Source organism: Nitrincola sp. (assembly GCF_048264025.1).
In the GTDB taxonomy this organism is placed as follows: Bacteria; Pseudomonadota; Gammaproteobacteria; order Pseudomonadales; family Balneatricaceae; genus Nitrincola.
This window is the reverse complement of sequence record NZ_JBLXDN010000013.1, coordinates 15336-35251: the sequence shown is the minus strand read 5'-3', so window position 1 is coordinate 35251 and position 19916 is coordinate 15336. Positions and strand designations below refer to the sequence as shown.

Below are 19916 nucleotides of genomic sequence, written 5' to 3'. Positions count from 1 at the left end.
ATCGTGCCCTTAGCTATCTGGGTCTTCCGGCGGGACGCACTTGGGGAGTTCTATCACCAAAACTGCACCACCTAAAGCGCGTGGTTCATCTACCCAGAGTTTGCCGCCGAGGTGGGTCAGTATTCCTCGGCAGATTGGTAGGCCAAGTCCAGTGCCGCGAGGGCGGCCGCGGGGTTGTTCAGTGTTACCGCGTTCCACCTGATGGAATTTCTCAAATACCAGATCTCGCTGATTTTCGGGAATGCCTACACCATTGTCTTCGACGCTTAAACGGTAGTTATTCTGATCTGTAGTTAGTGTCACCCGGACTCTGGCCTGATCTTCCGCAGCAAACTTGCGCGCATTATCGAGCAGGTTGATCAGTACCTGTTGCAAGCGATCAACATCAGCACTGACCCAGGCCGCTTCGGCCGTAATTTGCAGTTCCAGGGTGACATTGCGCTCTTCATAGAGCCGGGTCACAGCTTCTACTGACTGGTGTAATGCCGCGACCAGGTCAACAGCTTGCGGCTTCAGGGTCATGCGCCCGGACTCGAGTCTGGCAAGGTCGAGAATTTCTTCAATCAGACGAGACAAGCGCTCACTCTCGCGTACGATAACATCCAGAAAGTGTTGCTGTTTTTCTGCGGGCAAATCCGGGGTGTTTTTAAGAATTTCAGCAAAGGCACGAATTGACGTCAGCGGAGTGCGTAACTCATGACTGACCATGGCTACAAACTCATCCTTGAGCTTGTCCAACTCACGCAAGCGGTCGTTGGCGGCACGCAGTTCATTGCCAATCCGCGCCAGTTCAGTGGATTTTTGCTCCAGACGACGATTGTATTCCAGTGTTTGTGAGGTCGTATCCAGAATGCTCAATACGGCCTGCAGATCCAGGGCTTCACCCTTGACTACTGAGTTAATCAATACCCGGGCGGATGAACTGCCCAGCGCACCAGCCAGCTGCTTTTCCGCCTGACTGATCATGTCGGGGGGGGCCGGGTTATCGTCATTGAGCGGATTAGCCGTGTCGCTGAAAGAGCTGAATAAGCGTTCGGTTGCGATTGGGCCCAGGTAGCGATAAACCAATTGACGCAGTTCACCGCGACTGGTGTGGCCCTGCCAAAGGTGGGTTTGCAAACTGTCCTGACTCAGTGCCTGGGTGAATAGAGCGGCCTGGGTCTGTTCCAGGCTGGATTGCCGGGTGAACTGAGAGATCAACAGGATGAGCCCGACATTGACCAACATACTCCAGAACAGCGAATGGGTATGAATATCCAACCCTGTCAGACCAAAGAGCTGGTAGGGACGCAACCACTCAATACCCCAGGGCCCATCTGTGAGCAAAGACACGGATAGCCAGCCAGATTGAGCAAAGCCGGGAATCAGCAGCGTATGGCACCAAACAGCAAAGCCGCCGATCAGGCCTGCCGCTGCTCCGGCTCGGGTCGCGCCGCGCCAGAAAAGTCCCAGTAACAAGGCGGGTGCAAACTGGGCCGACGCAGCAAAAGAAACCAGTCCGATCGTTACCAGCGAGTAGGAATCGCCGATCAGGGCTACATACAGATAGCCCAGTAGCAGTATCAGAATGATGGCAATACGACGAATGCCCAATAACCAGCCGCTGAGGTCGCTGCTCTGATCCAGATGCAGGCGTCTCCAGCGCAGCAATATCGGCATCACCAACTGGTTACTGACCATGGTAGAGAGTGCGATGGTTTCCACAATCACCATGCTTGTGGCGGCGGAAAGGCCGCCAATAAAAACTAATAAAGGTAAGTAACTCAGCCCGGCAGACAGCGGGAGGGTAAGTACAAAACTGTCCGGTGCGCCCGCGGCATCGCCGAGCATCAGGCCCGCCAAAGCCACCGGAATAACAAACAGATTAATGGCCAGCAGGTAAAGTGGAAAAACCCAGGCGGCTCGTTTGATATGCCGTTCATCGACATTTTCTACCACCAGCACCTGAAATTGTCGTGGCAGGGTGAGAAAGGCGAGCGTAGCCAGTAACAGCAAGCCTACCCAGCCAGCAGCGCCTCCGGGCACACTGGCAAGACCCAGTAGGGTGTTGGCTATATCCGGATGATTAGCTGCTTGGGTGAATAGATCAGTGGGTCCGGAATAAAGTACAAAAACGACAAAGATACCGACGGCTGTAAAGGCCAGTAGCTTCACCAGGGATTCAAAAGCAATCGCCGTGACCATCCCTTCATGGCGCTCACTGGCATCCAGTTGGCGGGTACCGAATAGAATGATAAAGATCGCCAGTACGATGGAAATCCAGAATGACTGATCCAGTAGAAACGAGATATCAGCACCGCGTTGCCGCCCTATAGCCGGGTAGCCGGTCAGAACATCAAAGCTGATAGTGATCGCTTTCAACTGCAGGGCGATATAGGGGATGATGCCGATCACCGCGATACCTGCGACCAGGGCGCCGATGGTTTCGCTCTTGCCAAAACGCGCACTGATGAAATCAGCAATAGAGGTCAGGCGTTGCGCTCTGGCAATCCTCACCATTTTGCGAATCAGCATCCAGCCAGCCAGCATTGCCAGTGTAGGTCCAAGGTAGATCAGCAGGAAGCTGGGACCGGCTTCGGCTGCGCGACCAACGCTGCCGTAAAACGTCCAAGCAGTACAGTACACGGCAATCGATAAGGCATAGACTGTCGGAGAACCTATCAGTGAACGTCCCTGCTCGGCGCGTCTGTCACCCCATGCAGCGATCAGAAATAGCAGTGCCAGGTAACTGAAAGCAACCAGTAGAACGATGGCTTCATTCTTCATCACTGCGTTCCATTACCCAGGCGGTTAGCATAATCAGTACCAGCCAGCCACTGAACAGCCAGACCGGAAGCCACGACAAGCCGTTACTGGCAGGTGTATCAAATAGCAGCAGCAGCGGTGGGGTAAAAAACAACACTCCCAACAACGTGAGCGACGCCAATCGGCTGATGAGTGATTTGCTGTTCATCGCTAGCCTACCCTGACCGTTTCAGCGGTGGCCTGGAGTGCCAGGGCCTGTTGCAGCGTATGAATGCCACGTGCTTCCAGGCGTGGGATCAGGTTGAGCATTAACTCAGCGGTGACGCGTGCATCACCCAGGGCGGTGTGGCGGGTGCCTGCCGGAAAGGTGATCTGAAATCGCTCCGAAAGCGCATCCAGACCATGTTCTTCCAGATCCGGGTCAATGACCCGAGATAACAGCAGTGTATCCAATACCGGCATATCAAAGTGAATGCCAGCTTCCAGACCCGGTAGATTAATAGCCAGCAGGTCAAAAGCGGCATTATGAGCTACCAGAACCGCCTGTCCGACATAGTTACGGAAGCGAGGTAATACCACGGCCAAGGGGGGGGCATCCTGCACATCGGCATCACTGAGCCCGTGTATACGCGTGCTTTCAACTGGAATCGGTCTGCCCGGATTGACTCGTTGATCAAACTGTTCGTTGGCGCGCAAACGACCATTGATAATGCGACAAGCACCAATGCTGACGACCGTATCACCCTCGCGCAGTTTAAGACCGGTGGTTTCGGTATCAAATACGGCCATTTCCAGTTGCTTTAATAGGCAGTTGCCCAGCTCGCTGTCAGGCGGCGGCAGCTCAGCAATACTGAAATCATGAAACTCCGGTCTGGGTTCGGTTTTGCGATCGGGTTCGGCGTAACGGTCAGTCGCTGGTAAGGGGATGCGCAGGCGCGCATGTTCGCGATCATGGTCCGGTAAGCACCACCAGTCAGAGTTATGCTGACTGAGTACATCGCTGATTCGCGGAGCCAAGGGCTGCTCAGAAAGTGGCAGGGAGCGCCAGGATTCCAGGGTTTTCTGCGTGACAGGCTGGCCTTCCCAGACGAGATCAAGGTAGACGCGCTTATTACCAAGACAAAACTCCACATCAAAGGCGTGCTTGTCGGTGGTCATGCTTAGCTTGGTTAGCAGTACTTCCAGCATAGCTAGCAGAGTAGGACTATCGGCACGAAACCAGGCAGGAATGCCGATGGGAGTGATGGTGATGGATTTGTCGTCCCAAAGGTCTGTCATCGCGCTGGTTAAGTCAACCGACCAGGTGTCAGACAAGCAGGTTTGATCCAGTTGCAGCGATTCGAGAACACGTGACAACTGATCGATCAGGTCACCGAGTATACGGCTTTCTTCATGCATGGCCGTTTCTAGCCGAGGGCGAATATCACTGTCAGTTGCGGATCCGCTCAGCGCTTCCGCAGTGGTGGTCAGGCTGGCTGTATGTCCGCGAAGTTCCGGGAGCAACTGGGCCAACGGCTGCCGCCAGCGCAGATGACTTTCATGTGTATCAGTACTGTCAGTCAGTGTCAGTAAGGCTTCACCCTGGTTAGCACGAACGCGGCGCAGATCACAGCGCAGCCAGCGCTCCTCATGGTGTAACAAGAGTTGTCGAGGGCTGCCGTCGGTAGGCAGTTTTTTCAGTGCCTCGGTGAGGTTGGGTAAGGGTAGTAGTTGCTGTAGATGACGCCCAAGGCCTAGTGCCGGGTGATCGCTAAAAAAATCTTTAGCTGCAGGATTCAGCATAAGTACACGCTGGTGTTTATCACACAGCAGCAACGGGGTCTCCAGTACGGCCAGAACGGCTTCTAATTCATGACGAATGCGCGCTGCATCGCGCGCACCTTCCTCGCGGGCCGAACTGAGCAACTCTCGGTCACTACGCCAGCCTTCACGCAAACGGGAAAAGTCATTGGTTAAGCTGCTGAGCCAGCCTTCCGGGTTGAAATCGTCTTTAGCATCTGGATTGGCCGCAAGCCGGGCAAATTGAATCTGAAGATGTCGCAAGGGTGAGAAAAGCTTACGCTCCAACCAAAGGCCGATCAGCAGCATCGCTACGGGTGCGACGAGTACCGCGACCCACAGCAGTACGCGGCTAGACAGATCGGTTGTGAACTGGCTATCTAGCAGAGCTCCGAAGATTATGGCCGCGAAGGTAACCAAACCTGTTGCCAGCATCCAGATACCCAGCAGAAACTGACGTTTTGGCATAGGCTTAGCCCGCTTCCTGAAGCAGTGTCCTAACTTTTTGTACGAGTGCCTGGGTGGAGAAGGGTTTGGTGATATAGTCATCGGCACCCAGCGCCATGCCTTTTTCACGCTCAACCTCTCGCCCGTGGGCTGTCAGCATAATCACCGGTAGCCGGGTGAAACGACTGTCTTTGCGTAACTGCTCAAGGACGTCAAAGCCGCTGATGCCGGGTAAGCTGATATCCAGCAATACCAAGTCAGGCTCGATCTGGCTGATCTGCTCCAGCGCGGCCTCACCATCTTCAGCCGTTGATACAGTGAAGCCCGCTTGCTCCATCAGAAATTCGAGTGATAACAGGATGTTTGGCTCATCATCCACTACCAGTACTTTGGTCATATGCACTCCTTATTCTTTTTAGTTAAGTCTAGTGCGGATGAAGATAAGTTGAAAGTGCGGCCTGGAATTAATCCCGATCAGCTGATAAAGACACATTGTCCCAGAGTGCCACTATGGCCGTTTTGTCCTGATCCGAGAGTCGGTCAATGGTAAACGCCTGTTGCAGGCTGGTATGCATCAACTGGTCGAGACTCGCACTGTCCATTAATTCCTGACCACTGATCAGGCTTAAATGGCCCAGCAGGTAAGCACAGCAGAACAGCTCGTCACTGCTGGTTTCTGCGCTGGCTTCAAGGCGTATTAATTTCTCATAAGCCGTATCGGCTTGCAGGGTAACGTTGGTCATATTACTGGGCTTGTTTGAGTAGTAGGGTAAAGCGATTACCATTGGGTTCAACCTGTTCCAGGCGAACTATTAGGTAGTCAAGTTCGGGTGCAAACCAGATCAGGGTTTCCCGTTCGGAGTCTTCACCTCTGTCACGTTCCACTCGAAATGCATTGAACTGACCGGCAGGGGTGTCGACCAGGTCTTCCCCGGTAACTTTAAAAAGGTAGGTTTGCAGGCGTCCACCATCGGCTACCTGATAGCTGAGTGATGTTTTGCCAGCCGCAATATCGGCTGGCATCTGCAACTGGTAGCTCAGCTTATCGTGTATGCCCGGCTCTATCGCCATGCGCCAGGGTTTGTCATCTATATCGGTGGTGACATGGCCGGCCTCCCAGTCAAAACGTAACTGGGCGGTTCGATTTCGGGTCAGAATGCGACGATGATAGTCATAGCGCAGTGGAAGCAGTTGGTTGTCCCGTTGGGTTACGTGCGTAGACTCGTGAATATTGGCCATCATTGCAGAGGCTTCAACGGAGAGTTCCCAGGTGCCATCATCCAGCTGTTTAAGCTCACGAATGGCTTCACCATTGACGGAAATAGTTGCATCTACTTTATTGCTGTAAACCGCCCGGTAGGGCTTCAGCTCAACTGGACTGGCTAAGACCGGAAGGCTCAGCAACAGTATAAATAATGTAATGCAACCTTTGCGCAGCATGCACAATCCTCTCGTTAAGACTCCAATTGAAAGCCCGAAGCCGGAAGTAGGGTATCATCAAGCAATACTCCTTCTTCGGTCAGCTTCAGTCGCTCAGCACAGAACCAACTGACGGCCAGCGGATAGATCTGATGCTCCAGCGTATGCATACGACCCTGAAGCGAAGCTGAATCATCACTGGTCAATACAGCTGTTCTGGCTTGTATGACCAGAGGTCCGCCGTCCAGTTCCTCAGTCACAAAATGGACTGTGCAACCGTGTTCAGGATCGCCAGCTTCGAGCACCCGCTGGTGAGTGTTAAGTCCTTTGTAGCGTGGCAGCAAAGACGGATGAATATTGAACAGTCGCCCGGCATAGTGACGCACGAACTCCGGACTTAAAATACGCATAAAGCCCGCCAACACCACCAGATCAGGCTCGCAGGCATCGATCTGGCGCATCAACGCCTGATCAAAGCTTTCACGGCTGGTGTAGTCGCGATGGCTGATGAAATAGCCGGGAATACCGGCCATTTCGGCGCGTTTGAGGCCAAAGGCATCATCGCGGTTGCTGATAACACCAACCACCTTGCCATTGATGTTGCCCTGGTTACATTGGTCCATGATCGCCTGCAGATTCGAACCGCTGCCAGAGATCAGCGCAACGATACGTTTGCTCATGCGCTTTTGCCGGAACGCATTTCAACCTGGGCTTCGCCTGCGGCGGCGGTTTCGATATGACCAATTTCCCAGGCTGTTTCACCCAACTGGCTCAGCAGCTCAAGTGCGCGGGCTTTATCCGTTTGTGCGACCGCAATGACCATGCCGACGCCACAATTGAAGGTGCGGTACATCTCCTGCAGGTCAACATTGCCAGCCTGTTGTAACCAGTTGAATACGGCCGGCAGCGCCCAGCTGTCGGCATTCAGCACTGCTTTGGCATCGGCGGGCAGTACGCGTGGAATATTTTCCAGCAGACCACCACCGGTGATGTGTGACAGCGCATGAACTGGCAAGGTTTTGATCAGTTGCAGCAACGGCTTCACATAGATACGTGTTGGCTCCATCAGAGCAGCCGCCAGCGTGGTATCACCCATAGGCTGTTGTAGATCAGCCTGGCTGAACTCGATAATCTTGCGAATCAGTGAATAACCGTTGGAGTGCGGGCCAGAAGACGCCAGCGCTAACAGTGCATCACCGGCTTGTACAAGGGAGCCATCAATGATCTCATCTTTTTCCACCACACCGACGCAGAAACCGGCGAGGTCGTAGTCGTCACCTTCGTACATGCCCGGCATTTCAGCTGTTTCGCCGCCAACCAACGCCGCACCAGCGAGTTCGCAACCCTTACCAATACCAGTAACTACATCGGCAGCCATATCCACATTCAGGTGGCCAGTGGCGTAGTAATCCAGAAACAGCAGCGGCTCAGCGCCTGCGACCACCAGATCGTTTACACACATGGCCACCAGATCGATACCGATAGTGTCGTGTTTGTTCAGCTCCATGGCCAGGCGTAGTTTGGTTCCTACACCGTCAGTGCCGGAAACCAGTACGGGCTTGCGGTAACCTTCGGGAATTTCACACAGGGCACCAAATCCACCCAGTCCACCCAATACTTCCGGGCGAGCAGTGCGTTTGGCCACACCTTTAATGCGCTCGACCAGCGCGTTTCCGGCATCGATATCGACCCCGGCATCTTTGTAACTGAGTGATGTTTTTACAGAATCTGTAGACATGGTGTATCCGACCTTTAGATCACGGATGAGAAGAAGAAATTCAGCTCGCAAGTTTATCAGGTTGATGGTGACTGGGCTATTGTGTGTTAAAGTTGTAGACCAAATTCTGTAAAAATCGGTTAAAAAATCAGCATTCGGAATCAATTACCCATGACAAAGCACAAATCAAGCAGGTTAAAATGGAAGCAAACCCTGGCCATATTGTTGCTGTTGTTACCTCTGAAGGGGATTGCGGCAGAGTCCATGCTGGTCTGGCTTGCTGAAGAGCAGGCTGGAGTGCGCGACTTTGCAACAACCAGCCATCCACTGATCCGAGGCTTGCGTACATCGGCACCGTCATCCTTGGCGGTATTATCGCCGCTGATGGATCTGGCTGATCAGCAGTCGCTGAGTGTCGATGCTTTATGGCGCGGGGCGGATGAAGCGGTGCTGTCCGCCTCAATGCGTTATGCCGCAGATACAGTGGTGGTTGGGCGTGTTGATGCTGGTGGGACTGAGCCGTTTACCGAATGGGTAGTCTGGCAGGATGGTGAACGTCAGTTACTTTCCACGCAAGGTGACTGGCAGGTACAGGTTGATGAACTGTTGGCGAGTCTGTCTGCGTCAAGCACATCGGCACCATCCGTTGCGGCCGATCCAAATGCTATCGTGGCTCCACTGTCTCTGCCGGGCCAGATGACGCCCCCCGGCTATCTGGTAACCGTGTACCGCTTGAATCAGGCCGGTGATTATCTACAGGTTATGGATCTGTTTACGGAACGCCTGGGTGCTCAAGCGGTCATACCGGTGAGTTTCAATGCCGGGACACTGCGCGTCAGTATTGACTATGAAGGCGCCGTGTCTGCCTTACAGCGTGATCTGTTACGTGGATCTCAACTTACCGAACTGCCAGATGGGCAGCTGGAATTTGTCTGGAACTGAGTTATGTCCAATCTGACACCGCCTGTTCAGTTACCACTGGGCATCTCATTACGAGAAGAAGCGCGCTTTGAAAATTTCATCATTGGTGATAATGGTCTGCTGTGTGAAACGCTGAAGGCTTCAGCATCCGGTCAGGGTGAACAGGTGTTGTACTTATGGGGCAGCCCCGGCCAGGGGTGTTCCCATCTGTTGCAGAGCAGCTGTCATCATGCCGATGCGCTGGGCCGCCATGCCGCCTACTTACCCCTGAGTGAATTGATTGACTATGATGCCTCTCTGTTTGAGGGGCTGGAACAGATGGACCTGGTCTGTCTTGATGATCTGCAGGAAATTGCTGGCAAACCGGTTTGGGAAGAAGCTGTGTTTCATCTGTTCAATCGCTTGCGTGCCGCTAATGTATCGTTGGTGACAGCCGCCACACAATCGCCCTCCGGTCTACGCTTGCAGTTGCCTGATCTGACATCGCGCTTGCACTGGGGGTTGGTGTTTCAGGTGCAGCCATTGCATGAAGAGGCTAAAATAGAAACCCTGAAAGCGCGTGCTTCCAGTCGTGGGTTTGAACTCAGCGATGACGTGCTGCGTTATATTATGCATCATGGCAAACGTGATCTGACTGAGTTACTCAATGTATTGGATCAGTTAGATCATGCCTCCTTGAGTGCCCATCGCCGTATTACTGTCCCCTTCGTAAAACAGGTGATGGGATGGTGATACAAGCAATAGAATCTAATGCTGACTCAGCGTCGGCCGATGCTGATTATCAATTGCGTTTTGGCGGCACGCGGCGTCTCTACGGTGAATCACTGACCGAGTATTTTCGTCAGGCGAGGGTGATTGTGGTGGGGATCGGTGGCGTGGGTTCCTGGGTCGCTGAGGCGCTTGCCCGCACGGCCATAGGACAGATTACGCTGATTGATCTGGACGATATCTGCATCAGCAATATTAACCGTCAGGTACATGCCACCTCCAGTAGTATTGGGCAGATGAAAGTAGATGTCATGGCCGCAAGACTACGGGATATCAATCCTTATTGCCAGGTCGAGACTCAGGCGGCGTTTATTCAAGCCGCTAATATCGCTGAGTTGATCCCGGATGATGCCGATTATGTTGTGGATGCCATCGATAATGTGCGAGATAAAGCCGCGCTGATTGCCTGGTGCAAGCGGCGTAAAATTCCACTGATCACCATCGGTGGTGCGGGGGGACAAACTGATCCGACGCAAGTCGCTGTGGCTGATCTGACCCGAACTTCTCAAGACCCGTTGGCGGCCAAATTACGCTCTGTATTAAAGCGCCACCATGGTTTCAGCAAAACCGACAAGTTTGGTATCGACTGTGTCTATTCTACCGAGCAATTACGCTACCCTCAGGCGGATGGCAGCGTCTGTTATCGCAAGCCTGAAGCAGGCGGCCCCACGCGGCTGGATTGTGCCGGTGGGTTTGGCGCGGCAACCTGTGTCACGGCCACCTTTGGGTTTGTGGCGGTGGCACGTTTGTTAAAGAAAATGGAAGCCCGTTTTGTACGCCAGCAGGCGGCTGGCTGAATCCATAAAAGCTATTTCTATAAAAGCTAAGGTGACTGGTTAATGAATCCGATGCGTTCGTTGTATCTGACGGTTGTGTTGTTGTGCTTGCTGCTATTGGCGGGCTGTGCTGAAACCGAAACGCCTCCCGAGGTTAAGCGTCTTGAGGGTGGCATTTTTGGTACCTTCTGGGTGGTGTCAATAGCCGATCCGATGAGTGAAGAGCAATTGACCCTATTACGCCAGGGAATCGAAGCAACACTAGACCGGGTGGACTGGCAAATGTCGACCTGGAAGTCAGAGTCGGAGTTGATGCAGCTGAACGTGCATCCGGTCGGCGAGTGGATGGCGTTATCACCGGAGTTGATGCAGGTGTTGTCTCTGAGCCAGACCATCTCTACTCAAAGTGGCGGAGCATTTGATGTCACCGTAGGCAATCTGGTCAACTTGTGGAGTTTTGGCCCGGAGCAGCGGCCTGATGTGATTCCTGAGCCCGGCCTACTGCAAGACAGGCTGGCTACAGCTGGCTATCAGGGGCTGGAGCTGGATGCCTCCGCCAGTCGGGCACGCCGGCAGCAGGATTTCTTTATTGATCTGTCGGGGGTTGCCAAGGGCTTCGGTGTTGATGAAGTCGCACGTTATCTGGCGGCTCAGGGACTGAGTCACTTTCTGGTGAATATCGGCGGAGAGTTGGTGGCATTCGGTGAACGTGAGCCAGGTCAGAGCTGGCGTATTGGTATAGAGTTACCCCACAGCGGGGTGCAGGTGGCTCATCATATTATCCCTGTGAAGGATATGTCGATAGCGACTTCAGGGGATTACCGTAATTATTTTGAAGTCGATGGTCAGCGCTTTTCTCATACCATCAATCCGCTCACTGGCTGGCCAATAGATCACCGCGTGGCTTCGGTAACGGTACTGGCCCCTGAGAACGCCGATGCGGATGCCTGGGCCACCGCAATGATGGTGTTGGGGACCGAGGGGTTACCACTGGCTGAATCAGTAAACCTGCGGGTGCTGATGCTGGAGCGAAACGGAGACGGCTGGATTACGCACCTCTCTTCAGCGATGGTGGAATATCTCGGTGAAGAGAAAGCGCAGGCATTGTTGCAAAGCGAGTAATGCAATTACTCGCTGACTTTGAACATCTCTTTGACATGTTGTCGGTGGGCCAGGTCTGTGGCGATGCCAGGCTTTAATTTGATCGCTTCGATTATCTGAGTCAGAGAGCGCGTTTCTTGCGTGTTTAACACAGGTTGCTGGAAACGGCGGATATAATCCAGGCATTGGCGTGCTTCGATGACGTTGTCGGGCATGTCTGTTTTGAACTCACTATCACCGACAAATACAATGACTGAGTGAAGCAGTTCAGTTGGGCAACCGAGTGCGGCTTCCAGCGTTTTGATGTGTTTGTAGTTCTGGTGTATCGGGTTTTGAAATTTGGAGGTGTGGCGATAGATTTTCTGCGTCCATTGCGCTTGTGTTGCTGAACCGAATATCCAGCCTTTCATATTCTTGGTTTCGACAACAAATATTCCATATCTGGAAATAATGATGTGGTCGATCTGTGTGGTGCCATCAGCTGTTGGCAGGGTGACATCCTTGATGATGGTGTAGTCTTCAGCAGGAAGCTTGGACAGCAGCCGATTTACCAGAAACTCGCCAAAAATACCCTTAAACCAGCGGCTCTTGAATAACTGTATGACGATGAACAGTGGAATGATGAACCAGAACTGAGTTAGTGCCTCTGCATATAAGCTTAGAATATCCATTTTCATTGTCCTGCTTGGCGCCCCTCATGTTGAAATCTGTTCTATTTTGATTGAATCAAGGTCCAAATTACATGAGTGGCAGTACAATAAGAATAGGGAGTGAAGGGCCGCCAATCCTGGGCTTTCATTGAGGTGGGGTGCTGCATTCCCTGCTTGCATTAAGATTAACTAAGTTTTTACGTGAGCTCAATAGGTTTTTAAACAAGAGCCTGCGGAGGTGTGCTTACACTGGCATGGTTCAGCCAGCCAGCTTTGTGTTTGATGACAGGGCTGTTAGTATGGAACATAAGGATTACCTGAAGTGTGTTCTGTTAAACGGGTAATGTACTGTAGCAAAGCAAACATCAGACAGTACTGGCTGGCTAAAGCGATATAATGTTAGGAGCTGTGTTCCGTGATGCGTTTTTTAATTTTTCTTGCTCTCATATCAGTTGTTTTCCTGGCACCCGACCTGGTGAGGGCTGCTTCGTCGTCTGATATTGATGCTGATAGAGAGCAAAAGACTGGCCAGCAAGTTTCTTATATTGTATCTGGTATTGTCAGCTATTCTCGTTGGCCTGAAGACATAGCTCCGTCGAAAGCCTGTGTCGTCGGATCAACGCTCTATAGGCAAGCTCTTTTTGATCAGGGTATGAACAGGAACTCTTACACCTGGCATCATTATCAGGAAAGTGATCACTGGGATGTTGAGAGTTGCGATATTCTATATATCGGATTGCTTAATTCTTCGGATCGAGACAGCCTCCTGTCTGGGATTATTGGCAAGCCTGTACTGAGTATTAGTGAACAGGACCCTCACTGTGATGGCGGCAGCCTGATTTGTTTGAACCTTGTAGAAGGTGGGAGCTCATTCCAAGTTAACCTGGATGCAGTAGCGCGCAGCGGTATTCGCATACATCCGCAAGTACTGAAACTTGGAAGAGAATTGAGGCCAAACTAGATGAGTCAGAACACTAGTATCAATTACCGCAAGATAGTTACCTTGCGCGGATTGATGCACAAGGCACAAATACGCAGTAATCTGGTGGGCATTGTTACATCGGGCGCTATCCTGACGATATTGGGTTTGGTTGCACTGGTTAACCTGGCAGATCACAACCAAAAACTGGTTAGCCGAGTCTTGTCCTATACGCTTGAAGCCGCTGTGGTGTTCAAAGACAGTGATGCGATAGGTGAGGGTGTTGATCTAATCCTGGAAACAGAGAAACTCTCAGAAGTGATTGTACTCGATGAGCGAGGCAATACCTTGTACGAGTGGAATGCCTCTGGTAAGACCCAATGGGGTCAAATCGAGCGACAGGTTTTAGGTCTTATTCTTGATCAACCCAGAGTCGTACCTGTGCGCCATAATGGTGAGCAGGTTGGTGAGCTGAAAATTTATACAGATGGTACTGTTTTCTTCATCTTTATGCTGTGCGGCATTCTGGCAGTATTTTTCAGTCTGATTATCAGTACGCTGGGTGCGAATGTTGAAGGTGGTCGCATACATGCTTTCATCTGCAAATCTGTGCAGGAACTAGCCAATATTGCCAGAAAAATTGCGCGTGAACGTTCTTTTGAACTTAGAGCACCGCTCAGCTCCATTTATGAAATCCGGGAATTGGCTGAAGATTTGAATATATTGCTGGATGAGATCGAGACTTGGGAAGGACATCTGCAGCAAGAGAATACTTCTCTCAGCTACAGGGCTAATCATGACTCGCTCACCGGGGCGGCAAACCGTGCCTATTTCGAACGCGTGTTATCGCAGCAGGTTATTTCTGCTCGTGATAAGGGATTCCGGCTGGCACTGCTCTATATTGATGGTTACCAGTTTAAGTCCATCAACGATACGTTTGGGCATGCCGCTGGGGACGAGATCCTAGTCACAACAGCGAAACGTCTGAGTGCTTTGATCAGAGAGCAGGATCAGTTAGCACGTCTTGGCGGGGATGAATTCGCTATACTGATACAGCCTTTGCAGCAAGATCAGGACCTTGAAGGCATAGTCAAAAAAATTGTCGACGCCATGTCTCATCCGATTATATTGGAGAGTGGGGAGAGGGTTTGTTTTTCACTTACCCTAGGAGCCGCCACTTTTCCTCAGCATGGTGAAACCCCGAAAGCGTTGATGCAAGCAGCAGATGAAGCTATGTATGCTGCAAAAAACAATGAGAAACATTATTATATTCTATAAATTGGATGCGAAGAGGAGAGTGCTGTGAGAGTTTTGAGGGTTTTGGTTTTGCTGGTGTGTGTGGCGATGTTAACGGCGTGTCAGCTGTTCCAGCAACAAGGGTTGAATTCAGAGCAGGTTGCTGTGCTGCAAAAGTATGGATTCAAGCTTTCTGATGAAGGTTGGGAGTTTGGTATGGCAGCCAAAGTATTGTTTGAATTCGATTCTGATAATATAGCACCTGCTAGTCAGCAAACACTTGCAGATATTACCCATGATTTTGTGGGAGTAGGAATTAGCGGGCTTACTTTGGAAGGACACACTGATACCTCTGGCGAACCTGCCTACAATCTTGATCTGTCACAACGTCGGGCAGCGGCTGTCGCCGAGGTTATGATCAGTAATGGCATGCCAAGAGATAATATCCTGGTTCGTGGCATGGGGGGCAGCAAGCCAATAGCGGATAACAATACCTATAGTGGACGTGGCGAAAACCGACGCGTGACAATCATAGTGGCTAATTAATACCACGGAGTCCAAGTAGACGTGTTTATTGACAAAATACGCTTTTTTTCAATATATTATACATAATTTTATGGTCTAATCTGAGGAGCATCATGGCCCCCAGCCGATGTTGTTTTAGCAGCACTCAACCGTTATTTGCCCGCTCCACGCACGTCCTTCCTTAACCACTAGTTAGCAGTGGGTCAGTTCCGGGCAGGTGTCGAGCCTGCTTTGGAGACTGACAATGAACTATGCAGAACTCGCTGATTCACTGCGCAAGGCAATGGAAAAACAAGATGTTGTTGCCTTGGAATCGCTGGTGGCCGAGTTTCAGCCTGCCGACCTGGCAGAATTTCTTCGTCATGAAGCGGTTGAAGTCAGCCTGAAGCTGTTGGCTCATCTGGACATTGAAGAGCGCGCCGAAGTCTTTGGTTACCTACCCTTAAACACCCAGTTTCAGGTGTCTGAACTGATGACAGCCGAAGGGCTGGCGCAGTTATTGAACTGTATGGACTCGGACGAGCGTGCCGACCTTTTCAATATCATGGATGAAGACCGGCAAACCTCAGTACTCAAACTGATGGCGCAGGAGGAGCGTGAAGACCTTCGGCGCATGGCCTCGTATGAGGATGAGACTGTCGGCGCCATCATGACCAGTAATTATGCCAGTGTACCGGTAACTGATACGGTGCTGCAGGCGCTAGACAAAATACGTAAAACCGCACCGGATGCTGAAACCATCTACCAGATCTATGTGCTGGATAAGCTGCATCGTTTAGCTGGCACCATTTCATTACGCGAGTTGATTGTCAGCCGGCCCACGGCACTGATCAGTGATTTGATGGAAACCGAGCTGATTACCATGTCACCGGATCAGGATCAGGAGCTTGCGGCAAAAATGATCAGTCGCTACGACTTGCTGGCTTTGCCGGTGGTTGATAGCCAGCATCGCTTGGTCGGTATCGTCACCTATGATGATGCGATGGACGTCGCCGAAGCCGAGGCCACTGAGGATATCCTCAAAGGGGGGTCTGTTGGTGGGCTTGAAGGCAGTTTTAAAGATGCCACCATCTTCATGCTGTATCGCAAACGTATCTTCTGGTTATTATTACTGGTATTCGCCAATATTTTTACCGCCGCCGGGATTGCCATCTACGAAGACACTATCGCTAAATATGCCGTGCTGGTATTTTTTATGCCGTTATTGATCGGTAGTGCTGGTAACGCAGGCTCTCAGGCTTCAACCCTGATGGTACGTGGGCTGGGTACTGGAGATGTCAAACTGTCTGACTGGGCAAAATTATTTGGTCGAGAGATCCTGGTGGCGCTGGCGCTGGGCTTGACTATGGCCTTTGCTGTCGCCTTCATCGGTCATTTTCGTGGCGGTATGGAAATTGCCGTGATTGTAGCGTTGAGTATGGTGGCCGTGGTTATGCTGGGTAGCCTGTTAGGTCTTAGCCTGCCCTTTGTACTTCATAAGCTGGGTCTGGATCCAGCCACTGCCAGCGCCCCTTTGGTGGCAACCATCGCCGATGCAGCGGGGATTTTGGTGTATTTCGGTATTGCTACGGCGATATTGGGGGTGTGAGTGGGGGACTGCTTGATATAAAAGGTGTGAGAGTAGGCTTATGTTAACTTATATACATAGTTGCCATTTTGGCATATGCCTTGCTATACAGTTAAATCTTTAACATTTTAAGGTTCGTGTCATGGATGCCTTTCTCTCTGCACATCAAGAAACTATGAAGCGTGTTATGAAGGGAGTTGGTCAATATGACCAGGGTTTAAAGTCACTAAGCACTTGGTGGAAAAAATATCCCTGATCGGAAAAATAAACAGCTTAGAAGTGGCTGCAACTATTTTACAAGATATGGACAGCACACTTGTTCAGTTTAATCACTTACAGAACAGGCTGATTGAAAGCTTAATTAACGAGCATGCGCGTAAGATTCTTCTTCAAGATACCTCTCGTTGCCAGATGGCTATCGATGTTCTGATTCGCAACCTTTTTGAACGAACGGCGGACATAGGTTTTTTGTCGACGGACTATGATATCGTTCAATTTCTTAAAAAATCCATTGTAAATGAAAAGGATAGGGAGTTTATTAAGGGTTTTTTGCAGGCTTATGTAAGCATTTATTCAGTGTATCAAGATGCGGTTTTGTTAAAGCCTGACGGCACCTTAGTGTTTCAATTGAGTCAGCCTAGCCGAACAGGTAAGGTCTCCGATGCTATGATTCAGCGAGCTGTTAGAACCCCTAACCATTATGTGGAATATTTTGGTGCGACCCAACTCATGGGAGACGCGCAAGCTCATCTTTTGTATGCAAATGCGGTGGTAGAAAACGGTAAAGTGGTTGGGGTGATTGTGCTTTGTTTCCGTTTTCATAATAAGTTAGAAGGTATCATCAGTCGCCTGTTGTCATCCCAAGACGCTAACGATTTCTTGCTTCTAAATGGTGCGGGAAAGGTGTTGTTTGCACCAAAAACTTCTCATCAGCCGTATCCCTCTAGGTTGACATTAAAAACAGCACCTCAAATGATTTCCATAGACAACCAAGAGATGGTGGCTGTTTGTGCTAAAGGGCAAGCCTATCAAGGCTACGCTGGCCCAGAAAATTGGCATGTTGGATCCTTAATGCCTATTGAATATATCGACGGAAGTACCAGTGCTGATAGTGCAAATCAAAACGACAGTGCATCATTGTTCTCAGAATTGTCTGGATTGATTTCTGATAACCTGCTTGATATTCGTCGCCAGGCAATGACAATTAATGATGATTTACAATTGATCGTATTAAATGGCGTGATCACGGCGGCGCGTGAAAATGCAGTGGAATTCATGCCAGTTTTAGAGGCCATTAAAAATATTGGGCGAGATATTGATAATGTGTTTGCTGAGTCCATTGAATCGTTGTTTTCTACGATTATATCCGGCCAGTTAAATGCTATAAGACTACAGGCCAGCCTGGCGGTAGATATCATGGATCGTAACTTATACGAGCGCGCTAATGATTGTCGCTGGTGGGGGCTAAGTAGCTTGTTACGCACCGCCTTATCTGAACTAGATAAGGACAGCATTAAACAAACTCTAGCGAAAATACACTCCCTATATACTGTTTATCACACTCTGTATGTTTATGATAAACAGGGACGTTATGTGGCATTTTCAGATGACAGATATGAGCATAAGGTTGGCCAAAGCGTGGCGGCTGACTCCGGTGTGCAGGCGGTTTTTCAATTAAAAAATATCTATGAGTACTGTGTTTCGCCTTTCGAGCCTTTTGAATGTTATCAGGGAGAGTCAACGTATATTTATAACGCTGCACTTCGTGATATGAACCAAGCTGATAAAATAATCGGAGGGATTGGCATAGTATTTGATTCTACGGTGGAGTTTAACGCTATTCTTAATGATGTTTTACCGCGTGAACATGATGTGATTAAGGCTGGGTCCAAAGCCTTATTTACCACAGATAAGGGGGTGGTGATTGCCAGTTCTTCAGCTGAACATGCTATTGGTGAGGTGTTTTGGCCGGATATTGATCTAGCCCAGTTGCATAAAGAAGGCTCCACAGCCACGGCGGTACGGCTAGATGGCACGGGGTATCTTATTGGTGCAGCCAAGTCAGAAGGGTATCGTGAATATAAGCGCCAAGATGGCTACGCTAACACGATCATTGCTTGGGTGTTAATCCCTTGCTGAGGTGATAAACATTAGCGTGCCATCCCTGGCACCTTAGGTCATGTACAATCCATTATTTTTTAAGATTAAATCGGCCTACCAGTGCGGTAAGTTTTGAGGCCTCCTGAGCCAGTTCATTGGACGCTATTGCGCACTTCTCCGACGTTTGACTATTGCGGTGTGAAACCTCATCAATCTGCTGTATTGCAATGCCTACCTGTTCAGCTCCGGTAGACTGTTGTATCGATGCAGAAGAGATTTCCCTGACCAAGGACGCTGCGTCATGCGTGTTTTGGACAATCTTTTGCAGTGCCTCAGCCGTTTGAGCTGACAAGGCTATACCTTTGCGGGTTTTTTCGTTCGAAGCACTCACCAGAAGGGATGTTTTCTTAACGGCTTCGGCACTTCTTGAAGCCAACTGACGAACCTCGTCAGCGACAACCGCAAACCCCCGTCCTTGCTCTCCAGCTCTGGCGGCCTCAATGGCGGCATTAAGTGCCAGCAAATTGGTTTGTTCTGCTATAGATTGAATGACCTTAATGAATTCATTAATGTCATTGCCAGCCGTCTCGATTTCATTCATGGCGACTTGCAGTTCTTCCATCAGATTATTTCCGTCACCAGCCGAGTCTGCGCTTGCAAGAGAAAGGCCGCTGGCTTTTTCAGCGTTACTGGCGGTTTGCCTGATTTGGGTTGCGATTTAAGCGATAGATGCACTTATCTCGGTTACTGAGGCAGCGGAATCTGTAGCACCATTGGACAAATCATCGCTCATGACCGAAACCGTATCAGAGTTACTACCAATAATGTCTGCCCGAGTTTTAATGTCACTGACCAGTTGATTCAAGTCATCCAGCATTCTTTTGAGAGCAAGGCCAAGCTGATCATCAACTCCGGCCATAGTGACTGTCTGGTTGAGATTGCCGCTGGCAATTTTTTCTGCAATATCGGCATGAGATTTAAGAATATTTGCCATATTATCTAGGGCAAAAGAAAGTTGACCAACTTCATCTTCTTTGGAGTAATTTAATCGTCGGTCGAAGCAGCCTTTTGAAATTTCTTTAGCCATGTCTACAGCATTCATTATCGGTTTGCTCATGTTTCTTGCCAATATAAACATGCCCAATACAGCCAAGACAGACAGAACTATACCAATGACAACCTGCCACATGGCATCTTTTTTGTTTTGGCTGTCAATCTTGCTTGTTATATCTTCAACCTCGCTCAA

General features: G+C 50.4%; 20 protein-coding genes. 9 read left to right on the top strand and 11 right to left on the bottom strand.

Features of this window, described 5'->3' with window-relative positions:
- Positions 1–9 precede the first annotated feature (9 nt).
- The 8 genes from ACN0R1_RS11220 to purM all read right to left on the bottom strand — a co-directional run bounded on the left by ACN0R1_RS11220 (position 10) and on the right by purM (position 8128).
- A complete protein-coding gene (locus ACN0R1_RS11220; RefSeq protein ID WP_417582839.1) occupies positions 10–2766 on the bottom strand; it encodes an ATP-binding protein in 2757 nt (918 codons plus the stop codon).
- A complete protein-coding gene (locus ACN0R1_RS11215) occupies positions 2756–2953 on the bottom strand; it encodes a hypothetical protein (protein ID WP_417582837.1) in 198 nt (65 codons plus the stop codon). Before ACN0R1_RS11215 ends, ACN0R1_RS11220 begins: the two co-directional genes overlap by 11 nt.
- A gap of 2 nt (positions 2954–2955) precedes the next feature.
- Entirely contained in the window at positions 2956–4992 is a 2037-nt protein-coding gene (locus ACN0R1_RS11210; RefSeq protein WP_417582835.1) for an exonuclease domain-containing protein, read from the bottom strand.
- 4 nt (positions 4993–4996) lie between these two features.
- Positions 4997–5368 (bottom strand): response regulator transcription factor, encoded by a 372-nt coding sequence (locus tag ACN0R1_RS11205; RefSeq protein WP_417582833.1) that lies wholly within the window; start codon positions 5366–5368, stop codon positions 4997–4999.
- A 67-nt stretch (positions 5369–5435) separates the two neighbouring features.
- Positions 5436–5714, bottom strand: a complete 279-nt coding sequence (locus ACN0R1_RS11200) for a YfcL family protein (protein ID WP_417582831.1) — start codon at positions 5712–5714, stop codon at positions 5436–5438.
- A 1-nt stretch (position 5715) separates the two neighbouring features.
- Positions 5716–6411 carry a DUF3108 domain-containing protein gene (locus ACN0R1_RS11195; protein WP_417582829.1) on the bottom strand — a complete coding sequence of 232 codons (696 nt, stop codon included), beginning with the start codon at positions 6409–6411 and terminating at the stop codon, positions 5716–5718.
- Between the two features lie 14 nt (positions 6412–6425).
- A complete protein-coding gene (gene purN / locus ACN0R1_RS11190) occupies positions 6426–7070 on the bottom strand; it encodes a phosphoribosylglycinamide formyltransferase (protein WP_417582827.1) in 645 nt (214 codons plus the stop codon).
- Positions 7067–8128, bottom strand: a complete 1062-nt coding sequence (gene purM, locus ACN0R1_RS11185; protein WP_417582825.1) for a phosphoribosylformylglycinamidine cyclo-ligase — start codon at positions 8126–8128, stop codon at positions 7067–7069. Before purM ends, purN begins: the two co-directional genes overlap by 4 nt.
- Before the next feature lie 150 nt (positions 8129–8278).
- Here purM and ACN0R1_RS11180 point away from each other — a divergent pair, with 150 nt between their 5' ends.
- The 4 genes from ACN0R1_RS11180 to ACN0R1_RS11165 are packed head-to-tail and all read left to right on the top strand — an operon-like array spanning position 8279 to position 11694.
- Entirely contained in the window at positions 8279–9049 is a 771-nt protein-coding gene (locus ACN0R1_RS11180) for a DUF2066 domain-containing protein (protein ID WP_417582823.1), read from the top strand.
- 3 nt (positions 9050–9052) lie between these two features.
- Positions 9053–9760, top strand: coding sequence for a DnaA regulatory inactivator Hda (hda, locus tag ACN0R1_RS11175; RefSeq protein ID WP_417582821.1), 708 nt, complete (start codon positions 9053–9055; stop codon positions 9758–9760).
- Positions 9754–10593, top strand: a complete 840-nt coding sequence (tcdA, locus tag ACN0R1_RS11170) for a tRNA cyclic N6-threonylcarbamoyladenosine(37) synthase TcdA (RefSeq protein WP_417582819.1) — start codon at positions 9754–9756, stop codon at positions 10591–10593. The genes hda and tcdA overlap by 7 nt, the downstream gene beginning before the upstream one ends.
- A gap of 42 nt (positions 10594–10635) precedes the next feature.
- Positions 10636–11694: an FAD:protein FMN transferase gene (locus ACN0R1_RS11165; protein WP_417582817.1), complete on the top strand. Its 1059-nt coding sequence runs from the start codon at positions 10636–10638 to the stop codon at positions 11692–11694.
- A 5-nt stretch (positions 11695–11699) separates the two neighbouring features.
- Here the strand turns inward: ACN0R1_RS11165 and ACN0R1_RS11160 are convergent, their stop codons facing one another.
- On the bottom strand, positions 11700–12344 hold the full coding sequence (locus tag ACN0R1_RS11160; protein ID WP_417582815.1) for a nuclease-related domain-containing protein: 645 nt from the start codon (positions 12342–12344) through the stop codon (positions 11700–11702).
- 397 nt (positions 12345–12741) lie between these two features.
- Between ACN0R1_RS11160 and ACN0R1_RS11155 the strand changes: the two genes are divergently transcribed.
- From ACN0R1_RS11155 to ACN0R1_RS11135, 5 genes are all read left to right on the top strand, one after another.
- Positions 12742–13284, top strand: coding sequence for a YfiR family protein (locus ACN0R1_RS11155; RefSeq protein WP_417582813.1), 543 nt, complete (start codon positions 12742–12744; stop codon positions 13282–13284).
- Positions 13285–14520, top strand: a complete 1236-nt coding sequence (locus ACN0R1_RS11150) for a diguanylate cyclase domain-containing protein (protein ID WP_417582811.1) — start codon at positions 13285–13287, stop codon at positions 14518–14520.
- Between the two features lie 24 nt (positions 14521–14544).
- Positions 14545–15024, top strand: a complete 480-nt coding sequence (locus ACN0R1_RS11145; protein ID WP_417582809.1) for an OmpA family protein — start codon at positions 14545–14547, stop codon at positions 15022–15024.
- Positions 15025–15247: 223 nt separating this feature from the next.
- Entirely contained in the window at positions 15248–16591 is a 1344-nt protein-coding gene (gene mgtE, locus ACN0R1_RS11140) for a magnesium transporter (RefSeq protein WP_417582807.1), read from the top strand.
- A 216-nt stretch (positions 16592–16807) separates the two neighbouring features.
- Positions 16808–18709 (top strand): hypothetical protein, encoded by a 1902-nt coding sequence (locus ACN0R1_RS11135; RefSeq protein WP_417582805.1) that lies wholly within the window; start codon positions 16808–16810, stop codon positions 18707–18709.
- A gap of 52 nt (positions 18710–18761) precedes the next feature.
- On the opposite strand, the gene ACN0R1_RS11130 is transcribed toward ACN0R1_RS11135, so the two are convergent.
- Both ACN0R1_RS11130 and ACN0R1_RS11125 read right to left on the bottom strand, forming a co-directional pair.
- Positions 18762–19292, bottom strand: a complete 531-nt coding sequence (locus tag ACN0R1_RS11130; protein WP_417582803.1) for a methyl-accepting chemotaxis protein — start codon at positions 19290–19292, stop codon at positions 18762–18764.
- Between the two features lie 96 nt (positions 19293–19388).
- On the bottom strand, positions 19389–19916 hold the full coding sequence (locus tag ACN0R1_RS11125; RefSeq protein WP_417582801.1) for a HAMP domain-containing protein: 528 nt from the start codon (positions 19914–19916) through the stop codon (positions 19389–19391).

Excerpts from the sequence above, each read along its gene's own strand:
- ACN0R1_RS11220 (WP_417582839.1), bottom strand. The coding sequence starts at position 2,766 with ATGAAGAATGAAGCCATCGTTCTACTGGTTGCTTTCAGTTACCTGGCA.
- ACN0R1_RS11215 (WP_417582837.1), bottom strand. The coding sequence starts at position 2,953 with ATGAACAGCAAATCACTCATCAGCCGATTGGCGTCGCTCACGTTGTTG.
- ACN0R1_RS11210 (WP_417582835.1), bottom strand. The coding sequence starts at position 4,992 with ATGCCAAAACGTCAGTTTCTGCTGGGTATCTGGATGCTGGCAACAGGT.
- ACN0R1_RS11205 (WP_417582833.1), bottom strand. The coding sequence starts at position 5,368 with ATGACCAAAGTACTGGTAGTGGATGATGAGCCAAACATCCTGTTATCA.
- ACN0R1_RS11200 (WP_417582831.1), bottom strand. The coding sequence starts at position 5,714 with ATGACCAACGTTACCCTGCAAGCCGATACGGCTTATGAGAAATTAATA.
- ACN0R1_RS11195 (WP_417582829.1), bottom strand. The coding sequence starts at position 6,411 with ATGCTGCGCAAAGGTTGCATTACATTATTTATACTGTTGCTGAGCCTT.
- purN (WP_417582827.1), bottom strand. The coding sequence starts at position 7,070 with ATGAGCAAACGTATCGTTGCGCTGATCTCTGGCAGCGGTTCGAATCTG.
- purM (WP_417582825.1), bottom strand. The coding sequence starts at position 8,128 with ATGTCTACAGATTCTGTAAAAACATCACTCAGTTACAAAGATGCCGGG.
- ACN0R1_RS11180 (WP_417582823.1), top strand. The coding sequence starts at position 8,279 with ATGACAAAGCACAAATCAAGCAGGTTAAAATGGAAGCAAACCCTGGCC.
- hda (WP_417582821.1), top strand. The coding sequence starts at position 9,053 with ATGTCCAATCTGACACCGCCTGTTCAGTTACCACTGGGCATCTCATTA.
- tcdA (WP_417582819.1), top strand. The coding sequence starts at position 9,754 with ATGGTGATACAAGCAATAGAATCTAATGCTGACTCAGCGTCGGCCGAT.
- ACN0R1_RS11165 (WP_417582817.1), top strand. The coding sequence starts at position 10,636 with ATGAATCCGATGCGTTCGTTGTATCTGACGGTTGTGTTGTTGTGCTTG.
- ACN0R1_RS11160 (WP_417582815.1), bottom strand. The coding sequence starts at position 12,344 with ATGGATATTCTAAGCTTATATGCAGAGGCACTAACTCAGTTCTGGTTC.
- ACN0R1_RS11155 (WP_417582813.1), top strand. The coding sequence starts at position 12,742 with ATGCGTTTTTTAATTTTTCTTGCTCTCATATCAGTTGTTTTCCTGGCA.
- ACN0R1_RS11150 (WP_417582811.1), top strand. The coding sequence starts at position 13,285 with ATGAGTCAGAACACTAGTATCAATTACCGCAAGATAGTTACCTTGCGC.
- mgtE (WP_417582807.1), top strand. The coding sequence starts at position 15,248 with ATGAACTATGCAGAACTCGCTGATTCACTGCGCAAGGCAATGGAAAAA.
- ACN0R1_RS11130 (WP_417582803.1), bottom strand. The coding sequence starts at position 19,292 with ATGGAAGAACTGCAAGTCGCCATGAATGAAATCGAGACGGCTGGCAAT.